This window comes from Brevibacillus sp. HB1.2, from assembly GCF_013332495.1.
In the GTDB taxonomy this organism is placed as follows: domain Bacteria; phylum Bacillota; class Bacilli; order Brevibacillales; family Brevibacillaceae; genus Brevibacillus; species Brevibacillus porteri.
Genome location: NZ_JABMIU010000007.1, coordinates 118,274 through 132,351, shown reverse-complemented (window position 1 = coordinate 132,351; position 14,078 = coordinate 118,274). Strand labels below are relative to the sequence as shown.

Annotated in this window: 12 protein-coding genes; 8 read left to right on the top strand and 4 right to left on the bottom strand. The window is 48.5% G+C overall.

Going from position 1 to position 14,078, the window contains the following annotated elements; all coding sequences use genetic code 11:
- Window positions 1–38: 38 nt before the first annotated feature.
- Entirely contained in the window at window positions 39–1,676 is a 1,638-nt protein-coding gene (locus HPY28_RS17745) for a PucR family transcriptional regulator (protein ID WP_017249119.1), read from the bottom strand.
- Window positions 1,677–1,808: 132 nt separating this feature from the next.
- Between HPY28_RS17745 and HPY28_RS17740 the strand changes: the two genes are divergently transcribed.
- The gene (locus tag HPY28_RS17740) at window positions 1,809–3,317 is read left to right on the top strand and encodes a CoA-acylating methylmalonate-semialdehyde dehydrogenase (RefSeq protein WP_174231067.1); all 1,509 of its coding nucleotides are present in this window, start codon (window positions 1,809–1,811) and stop codon (window positions 3,315–3,317) included.
- Window positions 3,318–3,348: 31 nt separating this feature from the next.
- A complete protein-coding gene (locus tag HPY28_RS17735) occupies window positions 3,349–4,713 on the top strand; it encodes an aspartate aminotransferase family protein (RefSeq protein WP_174231066.1) in 1,365 nt (454 codons plus the stop codon).
- 171 nt (window positions 4,714–4,884) lie between these two features.
- On the opposite strand, the gene HPY28_RS17730 is transcribed toward HPY28_RS17735, so the two are convergent.
- Entirely contained in the window at window positions 4,885–5,214 is a 330-nt protein-coding gene (locus HPY28_RS17730; RefSeq protein ID WP_017249116.1) for a MazG nucleotide pyrophosphohydrolase domain-containing protein, read from the bottom strand.
- 95 nt (window positions 5,215–5,309) lie between these two features.
- Between HPY28_RS17730 and HPY28_RS17725 the strand changes: the two genes are divergently transcribed.
- The 3 genes from HPY28_RS17725 (at window position 5,310) to HPY28_RS17715 (ending at window position 8,804) form a co-directional block, all read left to right on the top strand.
- Window positions 5,310–5,891 (top strand): LOG family protein, encoded by a 582-nt coding sequence (locus HPY28_RS17725; protein WP_017249115.1) that lies wholly within the window; start codon window positions 5,310–5,312, stop codon window positions 5,889–5,891.
- 166 nt (window positions 5,892–6,057) lie between these two features.
- Complete coding sequence (locus tag HPY28_RS17720; protein ID WP_174231065.1) at window positions 6,058–7,359, top strand: hypothetical protein; 1,302 nt, start codon at window positions 6,058–6,060, stop codon at window positions 7,357–7,359.
- Window positions 7,360–7,544: 185 nt separating this feature from the next.
- The gene (locus HPY28_RS17715; RefSeq protein WP_174231064.1) at window positions 7,545–8,804 is read left to right on the top strand and encodes a hypothetical protein; all 1,260 of its coding nucleotides are present in this window, start codon (window positions 7,545–7,547) and stop codon (window positions 8,802–8,804) included.
- A gap of 10 nt (window positions 8,805–8,814) precedes the next feature.
- Here the strand turns inward: HPY28_RS17715 and HPY28_RS17710 are convergent, their stop codons facing one another.
- Window positions 8,815–9,243, bottom strand: coding sequence for a hypothetical protein (locus tag HPY28_RS17710; RefSeq protein ID WP_017249112.1), 429 nt, complete (start codon window positions 9,241–9,243; stop codon window positions 8,815–8,817).
- 9 nt (window positions 9,244–9,252) lie between these two features.
- Window positions 9,253–9,735: a hypothetical protein gene (locus tag HPY28_RS17705; RefSeq protein WP_371813495.1), complete on the bottom strand. Its 483-nt coding sequence runs from the start codon at window positions 9,733–9,735 to the stop codon at window positions 9,253–9,255.
- A 216-nt stretch (window positions 9,736–9,951) separates the two neighbouring features.
- On the opposite strand from HPY28_RS17705, the gene HPY28_RS17700 reads away from it, so the two are divergent.
- The 3 genes from HPY28_RS17700 (at window position 9,952) to hydA (ending at window position 14,067) form a co-directional block, all read left to right on the top strand.
- Window positions 9,952–11,298 (top strand): NAD(P)-dependent oxidoreductase, encoded by a 1,347-nt coding sequence (locus HPY28_RS17700; RefSeq protein ID WP_174231063.1) that lies wholly within the window; start codon window positions 9,952–9,954, stop codon window positions 11,296–11,298.
- A gap of 15 nt (window positions 11,299–11,313) precedes the next feature.
- Window positions 11,314–12,591, top strand: a complete 1,278-nt coding sequence (gene preA / locus HPY28_RS17695) for an NAD-dependent dihydropyrimidine dehydrogenase subunit PreA (protein WP_017249109.1) — start codon at window positions 11,314–11,316, stop codon at window positions 12,589–12,591.
- 90 nt (window positions 12,592–12,681) lie between these two features.
- A complete protein-coding gene (gene hydA, locus HPY28_RS17690) occupies window positions 12,682–14,067 on the top strand; it encodes a dihydropyrimidinase (RefSeq protein ID WP_174231062.1) in 1,386 nt (461 codons plus the stop codon).
- The last annotated feature ends 11 nt before the right edge of the window (window positions 14,068–14,078 follow it).

Below are 14,078 nucleotides of genomic sequence, written 5' to 3'. Positions count from 1 at the left end.
CCTTCGTCTTTTGATCGGATGAAAGGTTGTGTCTTTTTTTACTGATGTTGCTCTTCTTTTCTTAACCATTCCCGCGCTCGCAGAGCGATTTCCAGGCAAATCCTGTTTTGCGTTGCCATGTAATCCTCACCGAGAATTTCTTCGATTTTTTCCAAGCGATGATAGAGCGTTTGTCGATGAATGAACAGTTTTTCCGCAGCCTCCTGCTTGGACAGGTTGACATCTAAATAGACACGCAGCGTATGAACGAGCGAGGAGCCGTGTGCTTGGTCATGGGCTAACAGCGGGCCTAGATAATCGCTTATGAAGGTTTTTAACACAGGCTCACTAGGTACGTGGAATAGGAGTCGGAACAATCCGAGATCAGCGAAAAACGGACTGGATGATTCTTGGCAAAAAGCCAGTGCCTGCTCCGCCTCTGCGAGGTGTCGGCCAGCGTCAGACAACCGTTTTCCGGTTCGACTGACCCCCATCCATATTTGAACATCCGTTCCTAGCATTTGCGTCATGATTCTTTTGACGTCGCGAAAGGCTTTTTCCAGGGTACGACGGGAATCTGCAAGAGGCTGCTGCTCGATTAGCAAAAAGTAAAAGCGATGGCCCATGCAACGTATGAAAGGACGAAAGCGATGACGAGCCAATAGGGAACGGAAGATAGCTGTCAGATCGTGCGGCGGAAGGGAGTCCTCGGCCAGGTTCTTCGGCTTCTCAAACGATAAAAGAATCATGTGATAGGCCGATGCTTTACCGCTACCTGTGATACCGAGTAAGGAACGCATTTGTTCCTCAGGTATGGAGCGGTTGGCAATCAAATCATCAAACAGCCGGTTTTCGGTAGCAAGCGCCTGTTCCTCCACAAACATTTTCCTCATTAAAATTTGGGCCATCGCGCTGACTGTATTGTCTAAGGTCAGGAGCAAATACTCATCCGGACTGCGTTCATACAAAACAATGCCGACATAAGCGAGCACGTGCCCCATTGCCATCACTGGTTGATAGGCAAGCTGTCTGGTCGCAGAGAGAGAAAGGAAGCGGACGCCAGCTTCACTACTATCCAGTTCGGAAAAATGAGACCGCATCAAATCGCTCATCTCCACTGCAACATCATGCGGTACTACCGGGGCAAATTGTGTGGAGACATCTGGTGCGTAATAGAAGACCTGCGTCTGAACTGCCAGCTGAAAATGCTGCAAGAGCTTGGGTATGCCCGCAGCCTGTAGGCTGAGCTGTTGCAAACTGCGAGAGTATGCTTCGAGATTGCGAAGTGCTTGCATCTGCGCATGGATCAAATGCTCGTGCAAATCTTGCGTGATGTCCACAAAGCGGACGGGCTGATGAAAGACGAGCAACGGAAGCTGGTGGTGGTTCGCCAACTCTAGCATATCTTCAGGGATGGAGGGAATGTAACGTCCCAGCTCGATGCACAGCCCGACTGCTTTTCGCCGAATGAGCTCTGTTAAATACGCAAGTCGCTTTTCCTTTTCTTCGCCAAATCCTAGCCCGGTAGATAGGATCAACTCTCCGCCATTTAAAAACTGTCCCGTATCAGCAGTCTCCAAGACGTGAACCCAGCGAACAGGTCGGGACAGGCCGCGATGCCCCGCCACCACTTGGGCATGTTGAAACAATGGCCGCTTGATAATTTCTGCAATGGTCAGGCGCAAATCGTTGCTCATCAGGATCACCTCTTCCATTTACACTCTGTATGATTAACCCTACGTAATGCGTTACGCTTTGTCTAGTGCTGACAGGCATTGTTTTTGGATAAAATGGAATTGTCAATGAATTGAACGTGAGGAGTTGAAGAGATGAACACAGCTATCGTAGGAAATCCGTTGAAAAACTACATTGGGGGGCAGTGGATAGATTCACTGACGACACGCTTTGAAGATGTACCCAATCCAGCAACAGGAGAATTGTTGTCACGCGTGCCACTATCGACGAGAGAAGACGTGGACAAGGCTGTTGCTGCTGCAAAGGAAGCGTTTGTGAGCTGGAGTGCTACGCCTGTCGTGGATCGTGCGCGCATTATGTTTCGTTTTCATAGTCTTCTCGTAAAACACGAGGATGAACTCGCCCGGATGATCACCATGGAGAACGGCAAAAATCTGCCTGAGGCACAGGCAGAGCTATTGCGTGGGCTGGAAATGGTAGAGTTCGCTTGTGGGATGCCGACACTGATGATGGGAGAAACATTGCCCAATATCGCAAACAGCATCGACAGTCAGGTGATCCGTTTTCCTTTGGGGGTAGTCGGCGGGATTACACCATTTAACTTCCCTGTGATGGTCCCGATGTGGATGTACCCGATTGCGATTACCGCAGGAAATACATTTGTCTTGAAGCCCTCAGAGCGTACGCCGCTGTCTTCGATTCGAATTGCTGAACTGCTAAAGGAAGCAGGGCTACCAGACGGTGTATTCAATGTCGTAAACGGAGCGCATGATGTCGTCAATGGTTTGTTGGAGCATCCGGACGTAAAAGCGATCTCATTCGTCGGTTCGCAGCCGGTTGCGGAATACGTGTACAAGACAGCAGCGGCGAACGGGAAGCGTGTGCAAGCACTGGCTGGGGCGAAAAATCATCATTTGGTCATGCCTGACACGGATTTGAAGCGCGCGGCAAAAACAATTACGAGCTCAGCATTCGGCTGCGCAGGAGAGCGGTGTATGGCAGCCAGTGCTGTAGTAGCTGTTGAAGAGATTGCTGATGAGCTGATCACGAATCTGATCGAGGAAGCCAATGCTCTCGCAATGGGGAATGGTTTGGAGGTGGGCATCGATCTCGGGCCAGTCATCCGTGATTCGCACTTGTCCAAAGTACATGACTACATTGAAAAAGGTGTTGCGTCTGGCGCCGCGCTGGTACGGGATGGTCGCGAGGATGCGAAAAGGCTGCCGGATGGTTACTTCCTCGGGCCAACGATTTTTGACAAGGCAGATGCCGAGATGGTCATTGTCCGAGACGAGATTTTCGCGCCTGTCCTGAGTGTCATGCGTGTGAAAGACTTTGAAGAGGGCTTGGAGACGATTAGTCGCTCGCGTTTTGGCAATGGGGCGACCATCTATACGAACAATGGAAAATGGGGAAGAGAATTCGTTCAGCAGGTGGAAGCGGGGATGGTCGGTGTCAATGTAGGAGTGCCTGCTCCGATGGGCTTCTTTGCTTTCTCAGGCTGGAAACAGTCCTTTTACGGTGATTTACATGCAAATGGAAAGGATGGCGTCCTCTTTTTCACGAAGAAAAAAACGGTCACATCCAGATGGTTCGAAGATGGAGATACCAGCATTGGCTCGCAAAAAGTTTTTGTAAAATAACCGCTTACGAAAAAATAAGGAGGATTGTGCGATGGAGCAAGGACAAGTGACGAAAGATTTTGATAAAGAGAGCTTGCTGAATGCCGACCGTTCGCATATGTGGCACCATATGTCCCCCTACAATCCCAATCCAATGATCGTAACGGAAGCGAGCGGATCGTGGATCACGGATATCGACGGGAATCGGTACCTGGATGGAATGTCAGGCTTGTGGTGTGTCAACGTTGGCTATGGCCGACAGGAGCTCGCAGACGCCGCTTACGAGCAGTTGAAGCAATTGGCTTATTTTCCACTCACACAAAGCCACGTCCCTGCTATTCGTCTATCCGAGAAGATCAGCGAATGGCTTGGCGAGGAGTATCGCGTTTTCTTTTCCAATAGCGGCTCTGAAGCGAACGAGGTCGCATTCAAGATTGCCCGTCAATACCATCACCAGAACGGGGAGTCGGGTCGTTACAAATTCATTTCGCGACATCGGGCTTACCACGGAAATACGATGGGGGCTCTTGCTGCAACGGGTCAATCCATACGCAAGGAAAAATACGAGCCATTAGCACCAGGCTTCCTTCATGTACCGCCACCTTACTGCTATCGCTGTCCGGCAGGAAAATCGTACGGCAAATGCAATCTGGAGTGCGCCGAATATTACGATCAAGTGATCAATTGGGAAGGCGAAAAGACAGTGGCAGCGGTCATCATGGAGCCGACCATTACCGGGGGAGGCGTCCTCGTGCCTTCGCCCGAATACATGCCAAAAGTGCGGGAAATCTGCGATAAGTACGGCGTGTTGATGATCGTAGACGAGGTCATCTGCGGATTTGGTCGCTCAGGTCAAAAGTTCGGCCACCAAAACTTCGGAATCAAGCCTGACATCGTGACCATGGCTAAAGGTATTACGAGCGCCTACCTGCCACTTTCCGCAACGGCTGTGCGGGCAGAAATCGCAGACAAATTCAATGAGCAGGGGAATAATCTGCATTTCCGTCATGTCAATACGTTCGGGGGCAATCCGGCGGCATGCGCGCTTGCCCTGAAAAATCTCGAAATTTTAGAAGAGGAAAACCTGGTGGAGAGAGCGGAGGAGCTCGGTGCAGAATTACGTGCCAAGCTGGCGTTTCTCGCAGATCATCCATACGTTGGAGACATTCGTAGCTTTGGCTTCCTGATGGGGATTGAGATGGTAGAGGATCGCAAAACGAAGGAACCCGCGGCGCCAGCGAAATTAACACAGGTGATTGCCGAGTGCAAGAAGCGTGGGCTAATCATCGGTCGTAATGGCGACACCATTCCGGGCTTCAATAATGTGCTGACACTCTCGCCCCCGTTTACCACGACGAGTGATGATATTGATTTTATTGCACAGGTTATGAAAGAAGCCTTCGATACATTGGAGTAGGAGTAGCTTGGACGAAAAGACGAATAGATGAAAGCAGCGGCAGACTAGGAGATGCGAAAAACCTAGGCTACCGCTGTATTCATTCAACGATGAAGCTGGAAATGAAAAACAAGATGCTCCATAGCTATCAAGTAGCTGATTCCATCTCGGTCATAATCCTCCTGCATGTTCTTACTCAGTCTCCGATTTTTGATAGCGCTTTTGCAGCTTTGCTCGATGTGCTTCCAATATCTCTTCAAAAGGAACCTCGTATTGGTTTGCCAGCAAGATTAAATTCCCGAGTACATCGCCCAGCTCTTCCACCAGCTCCTGCCGAGCTTCCTCTGCGGGCTTTTCCCCTTCATCAGGACGATCTCGGCCAATTTCAATGGCGCGTACAGCTCTTGCCAGCTCGCCAGCTTCTTCCATCAGAAATCCTACACGAATAAACGGACCATACCCAGTCCAGCCACGTTCTTGATAAAAATCTCCGACCCATTTTTGAAACTCAGTTATATTCATATGTATCTGTCCCTTCCTGATTTTAGTATAATTATATTACACGCAAAGAAATTCTGGAAAAGCCATTCTACTTCAACAAGTTTTGGGAGGATGACATGAAACGTATTTGTGTTTATGCAGGTTCCAATCCGGGTGTAAATCCACTTTTTGAGCGGTACGCACAGGAGTTGGGAAAAGAACTGGTCGCTCGTGATCTTGAATTGGTCTATGGTGGTTCTAGCATGGGACTGATGGGACGCGTTGCAAATGCAGTTCTGGAAGGTGAAGGCAGAGCAATCGGCGTCATGCCTACCGGATTATTCCGTGGAGAAATCGTACATAAAGGGCTGACAGAATTGCATGAGGTCCTGACGATGCACGAGCGCAAAGCGAAAATGATCGATTTGTCTGATGGCTTCATTGCTTTGCCGGGCGGATTGGGTACCTTTGAAGAAATTTTTGAAGTGGTGAGCTGGGGTCAAATTGGCATTCACCAAAAACCAATCGGACTGTTGAACGTGGATGGCTACTATACGCCGTTGATGCAAATGGTGGAGCATGCGACTGAAGCCGGATTTATTCCCGCTATGCAGGGCGAATTGATCCTGTGCGAGAGTGATCCCGCTATTTTGCTAGATCGTATGCGAGATTACACACCGCCAGTGAAAGTAAACAAATGGTCGGAACTGGAAAAATAAGAACGAGTAAAAAATAACCCGAAGCCTCCAATTGTGGGAGGATTTCGGGTTATTCTAGTTATTGACAGGATGAATGCAGGAGTGTTAATGTAATTGATTATATACCTAGTAAACGCATAGGAATAATATTAATATGATTCGTCTTCATACGTCAGGAGGATTCTTCATGAACAGATCAGCGAAATGGCTACAACTCTCCACTTCAGCTGCCGTACTCTCAGCGGCGCTCGTTTTTCCAACTGCAGTAGGTGCAACAACGAAAACAACGGTAGAAGCACACGTAGAGTGGAACAGCTTTTTGCAGCAGCAATACGGTGTGACTTTTGACAAGACGGTAACTCGCGAGCAATTTGAGAAAGCGTTGCTCAAGATCGTATCTACTACTACAAGTATATCGGAAAAAGACTTGTCAGCCAAAACTTTCTTGCCTGAATCCAAAGATGCCTCCAAGCTGGTTGTATGGGAAGCGGTAAGCGCTGCTGCAAAAGCTGCTGAGTTAAAAGAACTCGGGTATACATATAGCGAGGAAAAAGTAGCGGCTGCCTTGAAAAAAGCAGGGATTTCGTATAAAAAAGGCGGCACGCTTACCTTGCAGGCGGCACAAGAGCTGGCTGTAGCTATTGACACGGGGCTTGTGTCCGCCAATGCTTTGAAGTCTGCTTCTGTAGAAGGGGCAGTATCCGCAGAGCTTGCGAGTCAATTACTTGCAAAAGTAGCAGAGTTCCATGGCTCTGCCAAAAACTATCTGGGCTCAATCGCCGATGAAGAGATTTTTGGCAAGCTCGCACAGGCGTGGAACGAATCGCAAATTATTAAAGCTGGTGAATTGCAAGAGCTTGTAGACAAAGGCTTGAAGCAAAACCTGATTACTGGCTACAATCTGAAGGATGCCGCATTCGATCCTCATTTTGATCCACAGCGCACGATTACGTATGGGCATAGTGATATTGCTCACGCCATTCAATTAATCGGCCTGTTAAAAAGTGAAGGCGTAAATGCCAAGGTTCAATTTGAGCCGAAGACATCTGCCTTCATTTACTTGAAGGAATGGGGAGAGCCCGTTCAAACAGCCGATTATCAAGTGGTTCAGATTGAAAACGGCAACTACATTGCGTACGCCAAGGAGTACGATCTCAGCTTGGAATTCGACAGTGCAGAAGAGAAAGAGAAGTTTCAGCCACTTGTTTTGAAATATGCTAAACGGGATCAAGAAGACATGACCGGATTGCTCAAGGCTTCTTGGTGGCAGCCGCTTTATCATTCCCGTACGGAGCTGGCAGATTATGCTGTCATCACGAACAACGTGTTAAAAGATGGCCGTTATGTCGTGCAGTCTTTCTCCCTGAATGAAGAATCACCAAAAGTCGTGGAAGGTTTCCAAAAGCTGAATGACAAAGTAAAGGTAGAGACATACAAATTTTGGGTAGATCAACCGTTCTTTCATTATCTCAACGGCGAATCGAAGTAAATACCGTGCATCGAAAAGCGTCCTTTCCTTCACAACATGGGGGAAGGACGCTTTATTCTGTTACATGGATCATGGATGAAAAAATCCGTTTAGCGGATTTTGTCTATTTCTGGTATAATTTAGGGATAACCGTTGTTTTATGGGGATGGTTGTACAGTTATGCTGATAGTTTGGGAGGGAATGAAGTGGAAAAGAAAGCGATAATGCTACTGTTGTCCTGCTGTTTGTTCGCTTCGACAGCATTCGCAGCAAGTGCATCAACGACAATGCCAACGACGCCGCAAAGCGGTACAGGAACTTCCGTGCAGGCACCAGCAGATTTGTCAAAAGGGCTGCTCGTGAATACCTTCACTTCCCATCAGTGGAAACAAGATTCGCTTACGAAGCTACTGGGGAAATCCGGAAAAGAATTTGATGATTATGTGTATTACCCACAAGGAATCAGTATGAAGTGGGACGAAAACAAGCAAGCGTTTGCCGTTCTCGTTGAACCTTCCTATAAAGGCGAAGTTGTAAAAGGGATTACGACCGCTACTAGAAAAGACGAGATCGTCCGAGTCTTGGGTAAGCCGCATTTTTCCGATGAAAAGCTTGAGTTGATTGGCTATGCGGAACAGGGCTTTCACTTGTTTTTCACGTTTGCTCAGGATAAAGTAAAAGCCATTTCCATTTATCGTCGTGATCAGATCGCCGATACAAATGCACTTGTTGATATGGCTAAAAATTTGCAAGACTATGGTGAAAAATTAGGGGCACCCGCAGAATATGCTGATTTTTCTATCTTTGGAGCATGGGGTAAACCGGATTTTTCGTACCACCTCAGAGGAATCGGTACATATGCGTGGGAGTATCCATCCAGAGGCATCGCCTACAATGGTATGCCAGATGATGCAACGCTAACCATCTACAGTAATTTTGCGAGCAAAGACAAGCTCGATGATTTGAAAAACGTAAAAAACATTGTCTTTTCCAATGAAGATTCCCTGTTTTTGATCGAAAAACTGAGAATCGAAACCGAAAAAGAAAAAATCGAATTGGCGAAAAAAGCTGGAATCCCATCACCAGACAAGAAAAAAATCGCGGTGGTTGATTCAGACAATTTGTACAATACCGCGAATATTCGCTTCTATCAGCCAGACTACACACCGCAAGCCCAACTATTTCCAGGTTATTTTATCGATGAAGTAACATGGCTGGACAACAACTGGATCTTGTATCAGACAATGATGGGTGTGGGAGTTTATCATGTTACTACCCATGAAAAGATAGAAATTGTAGGAATGGAGAAAAAGGCAAACGAGCCGTTTGATATGTTGGATGTCAATACAGTCAAGCCTGATCTGACAAAAAAAGCAATTGTGTTTGAAGTCAGCATCAAAGAGAAGAATCAGACTTACACGGTTCGCTATCAAATCAAGGGCGACAAAATCACGTTTACCTGGTAGAGAGCAGGGACTATCGTTCTTTTTTAGCGATGATGGGCGTGCTGGCTGCTTCCTTTTCGGCCAGATACGACCGCATACCACGAACGAACAACTCACGAAGGACTTCCTGCTGCGTTTTGCTGCTGACGAGAGAGCGAATGAGCTCCAGCTCAGCGACCAATTCTGAATCAAGGTGAACGTTGACAGTCTTCCCTTTGGTTCGCGGGTGCAGCTCGTAGTACTCCGCTGATTTTTTTACGATTCCTTCGATGACAACAGCTTCGTTCAACCATTCTTGGTCGGGGAAATATAAGCATGGTGCTTCTAAAATAATATGGGTCAGTTCTTCGCTAAATCGTATGGCGAGGGTCTGGCCCTTTTTTTTATGCAAGTCGCGGATTTGTCGTGATCTCTCTTGATTGGCAACTGTATTTTCCAGCGTGATTACGGCCAGTTCCATAGTGCCTCCTTACGGGATGAGCAGTTCTTCTTCTGATACCGACAACAATACTTCTCCCGTTTTTTCCAATTGGACTTGGTAGGTGAAGTGCTGATCGCTTCGCTCGACGGAGGTGATGATTCCCCAGCAGCATGTGCTATCTCTTGTGAGCTGGACACGATCCAAAACCTCGTAGCTCGGGCGAAGATACCCTTTTTTATATAGATAAGTGAGCACGGATTCTCGAGGAAAAAGAAATCGTTTGTTTCCTTGTTTACTGACCAAAAGGGGGAAGGTCTCCCGTTCGTCTATCCAATCCCCTAAATAGCCTTGATCTGCCCAGCGTTTGACGGTAGCCATACTGCCAGCACGACCAGCTTTGGTCTCCAGGATGTCTAGTATTTCACGTGAAGAGAGAAACGCTTTGCGCCTTTCGAGTTGTGTCAGGTAGTTTTTGCGCTCGGTTTCCAATTGGTTGAGAAGCGCATGTGCATCCGCGATTTTTTGTTTCACTACCCTGATCTCCAGGTCGTAATCCTTCATACGGGACGGCCCTTTCTTCCTTGTTTGTTTTTATCCTATTCGAACATGAAATCATTCATGTCAATCCGAGCAGATTGATTTCGTTTCCTTGCTAGGCAAATACGAAATGTAACAATCATAAAAAAACGATTTCGCACATTGATTAATAGCAAGCATGTTTAGATCTGGTGAGGAGGTTGTGGACAGATGAGCATTCCCAATGAGCTCGCGAAAAATTTCGCAGAAGTCGTGCCTGCCCTAAAACCGATGGAAGCCATCCATGAGGCAAATCGCTGCTTGTATTGCTACGACGCACCCTGTATTAAGGCTTGTCCCACGTCGATTAACATCCCTTCCTTCATCAAAAAAATTGCGACCGGGAATTTGTTCGGATCAGCCCGGACTATTATGGAATCGAATCCTGTCGGGGCGAGCTGTGCGCGCGTATGTCCAACCGAGGAGCTATGTGAAGGTGCCTGTGTACTAAATTCAGCTTCCAAGCCTATCATGATCGGTCTTCTCCAGCGTCACGCGACAGACTGGGCAATCCAAAATCAAGCAACGCTTTTTTCAAAAGGCGAAGCAAATGGAAAACGGGTAGCCATCGTCGGAGCGGGCCCAGCCGGATTATCAGCAGCACGTGAGCTTGCGCGTCTTGGCTACGCGGTTACGGTATTTGAAGCAAAGGAAAAGGCGGGAGGATTGAACACGTACGGCATCGTTTCTTTCCGTCTGCCGCAGGAAATATCGCTATGGGAAGTAGAGCAAGTAGAGGCATTGGGGGTAGAGATACGTACCAATACGCGAATCGGTGTGGATGTCGCACCAGAAGAGTTATTGGACCAGTATGATTCTGTCCTGTTGGCAACTGGTATGGGCAATGTCCCTCAGTTGCATATCCCGGGAGAAGAACTGGAAGGTGTCCTCGATGCGATCGCACTCGTGGAGGAGACCAAGACCAAGTCACTATCAGACGAAATGCTCGGTAAAAAAGTCGTCATCATCGGTGCGGGGAATACGGCGATTGACGCTGCCACCTGCTCGAAACGGCTGGGTGCAGACAATGTTCAGATTTTGTACCGACGGACAGTTCAGGAGATGTCCTGTTATCAGTTTGAGTACGAATTCGCCAAGCAGGATGGCGTAGAATTCCGCTGGCTCGTTGTCCCAACGCGTGTATTGGAGGAAAACGGCCGAGTGAAGGGATTAGAACTAGTGCGAATGGAGTTAGGTGAGCCGGATGAGAAAGGAAGAAAGCGTCCAGTAGAAATTCCAGGCAGTCATTTTGTCATCGAAGTCGATTATGTCGTCAAAGCGATCGGACAAAACAGACATCTGTCCTTGATTGAATCATTTGGGCTCCAACACCGAAATGGGATTGTCGAGGTCGAGGAAGGCACCTATCGAACCTCCCATGTCAAAGTTTATGCGGCGGGCGATGTCATTTTTGGTGGAGGCAAGACAGATGCGATGGTAGTCGACGCAGCCAATCATGGAAAACGAGCGGCTCATGCCATCCATCAATCGCTCAGTGATCAAAAACAGCCAGTATAAAGGAGGAGACCTATCATGGCAGATCTCAGCATTAATCTGGCGGGAATCCAATCCCCGAATCCATTCTGGTTGGCCTCTGCGCCGCCGACCAATTCAGGCTACCAAGTACAGCGTGCCTTTGAAGCGGGCTGGGGTGGTGCGGTCTGGAAGACACTCGGAGAGCCGATCATCAACGTCACCTCCCGCTTTGCAGGACTGAACTTCGGGGGACAGCGCGTCTTTGGTTTCAACAATATTGAACTGATTACGGACAAACCGCTTGAGGTCAATTTGAAGGAAATGGATGAAACGAAGCGCCGTTTTCCGAAGCACACGTTGATTGCGTCGCTCATGGTTGAACATAAACAGGAAGCATGGCACGAGATTGTCAAAAAGGTGGAAGCAATAGGCGTAGACGGTCTGGAACTAAATTTTGGCTGTCCGCACGGAATGGCAGAACGCGGGATGGGCTCTGCGGTCGGTCAGCATCCAGATTTAATCCGGCAACAGGTCGAATGGGTAAAAGAAGTCGCCCAAACCCCTGTCATCGTCAAGCTTACCCCAAACATTACGGACATTCGCTTTACAGCGCGGGCCGCCAGCCAGGGGGGGGCCGATGCCATTAGTATGATCAACACCATAAACAGCTTGATGGGGGTTGATCTCGACAAATGGCTGCCGATCCCACATGTAGATGGAAAAGGGGCGCACGGCGGCTATTGTGGACCAGCAGTCAAACCAATCGCCCTGAACATGGTCGCAGAATGTGCACGCGATCCCAAGGTTGGTATCCCGATCTCAGGCATTGGCGGAATCTCTGATTGGCGGGATACCGTTGAATTTTTGCTGATGGGAGCAACGGGTGTTCAAGTATGTACGGCTGCCATGCATCATGGATTCCGGATCGTCGAAGACATGATTGATGGGCTTAACAATTACCTGGATCAGCGTGGAATTGCGTCCGTGATGGATATTGTCGGAAAAGCGGTACAGACGTACTCGGATTGGGGTCATCTGAATCTGAATTACAAGGTCGTGGCGCGCATCCATGAAGAGACTTGTATCAATTGCAATAAGTGTCATATCGCTTGTGAGGACACTTCCCATCAATGCATTGACATTGTTGCTGATGCAGCGACGGGCAAAGAGCGCTTAGTCGTACGAGAAGAAGATTGTGTAGGCTGTAATTTGTGCTCCATCGTTTGTCCAGTGGAAGGAACGATCGAGATGGTCGAGATTCCGAGCGACAAAGCCCCTCTCAGCTGGAATCAGCGGCAGGCTGCTTTGGCTGCGGGTGGCAGCTGCGAGCTGTAAAGCAAGTCATGTTTTCGGCGTGGGGTGCATAGCGTGTACAAGGGAAGGCATGTCTACTCGGTGACGGGTTGAAGGGGAGATGATCATCGGATGAAAAAATGGATTCGAAATGGCACAGTCGTCACAGCGTCAGACACGTATCAGGCGGACATTTTGACCGAAGGGGAAAAGGTAGTCGCAATCGGCTCCAATCTGGATGGGAAAGATGCCGAAGTTATCGATGCTACCGGATACTATGTTTTCCCAGGTGGGATTGACCCACATACCCATCTCGATATGCCTTTTGGCGGAACGGTTACTTCCGATAACTTTTATACAGGCACGAAGGCAGCAGCATTTGGCGGGACGACGAGCATCATCGATTTTTGCCTGACGAATAAAGGGGAACCATTGCATTCATCCATTTCGACCTGGCACGAAAAAGCAAGGGGCAAAGCGGTCATTGACTACGGATTTCACCTGATGGTTTCCGATGCGAACGATCAAGTGCTCGAGGAATTAGGAGCAGTCGTACGAAATGAAGGGATTACTTCGCTCAAAGTATTCATGGCCTACAAAAATGTGCTGATGGCCGATGATGAGACGCTATTTAAAACGTTGGTTCGGGCGAAGGAACTAGGTGCCCTTGTACAGGTCCATGCAGAGAATGGAGACGTTCTGGATTATCTGATCAAGCAGGCGCTTGCAAAAGGGCAGACTGACCCCGTGTACCACGCTTACACCCGCCCACCTGAAGCAGAAGGAGAAGCGACGGGACGTGCGATTGCACTGACTGCACTGGCAGATGCCCAGCTGTATGTGGTGCATGTATCGTGTGCTGAAGCTGTGCGCCGAATCGCAGAGGCTCGCGAAAAAGGATGGAATGTGTACGGGGAGACGTGCCCGCAATATTTGGTGCTAGATATTACGGATCTACAGAAGCCGGGCTTTGAAGGAGCGAAGTACGTCTGGTCCCCTCCGCTTCGGGAAAAGTGGAATCAGGACGTCCTGTGGAGCGCGTTGAAAAATGGCATTTTGCAAACGATTGGCTCCGATCATTGTTCCTTTAATTTCTCTGGTCAAAAAGAGCTGGGGCTAGAGGATTTCACGAAAATCCCGAATGGTGGACCAATCATTGAGGACCGGATGCGTCTCCTCTTCTCGGAAGGGGTAGCAAAGGACAAGATCAGCCTTAATCAGTTCGTCGATATGACCTCTACAAAAGTAGCCAAACTGTTCGGGATGTTCCCGCAAAAAGGAACGATCGCAGTAGGCTCGGACGCGGATATCGTATTGTTTGATCCAATGGTGAAGCGCACGATCTCCGTTGAAACTCACCATATGAATGTCGACTACAATCCATTTGAAGGAATGGTGGTGAATGGCGATATCATCTCGGTGCTTTCGCGCGGGTCATTTGTCATTCGCGATCAGCAATTCGTCGGTCAAGCCGGGGCTGGACGCTTTGTAAAACGATCGACCTTTACAAGACCGTAATCTATGCGAGC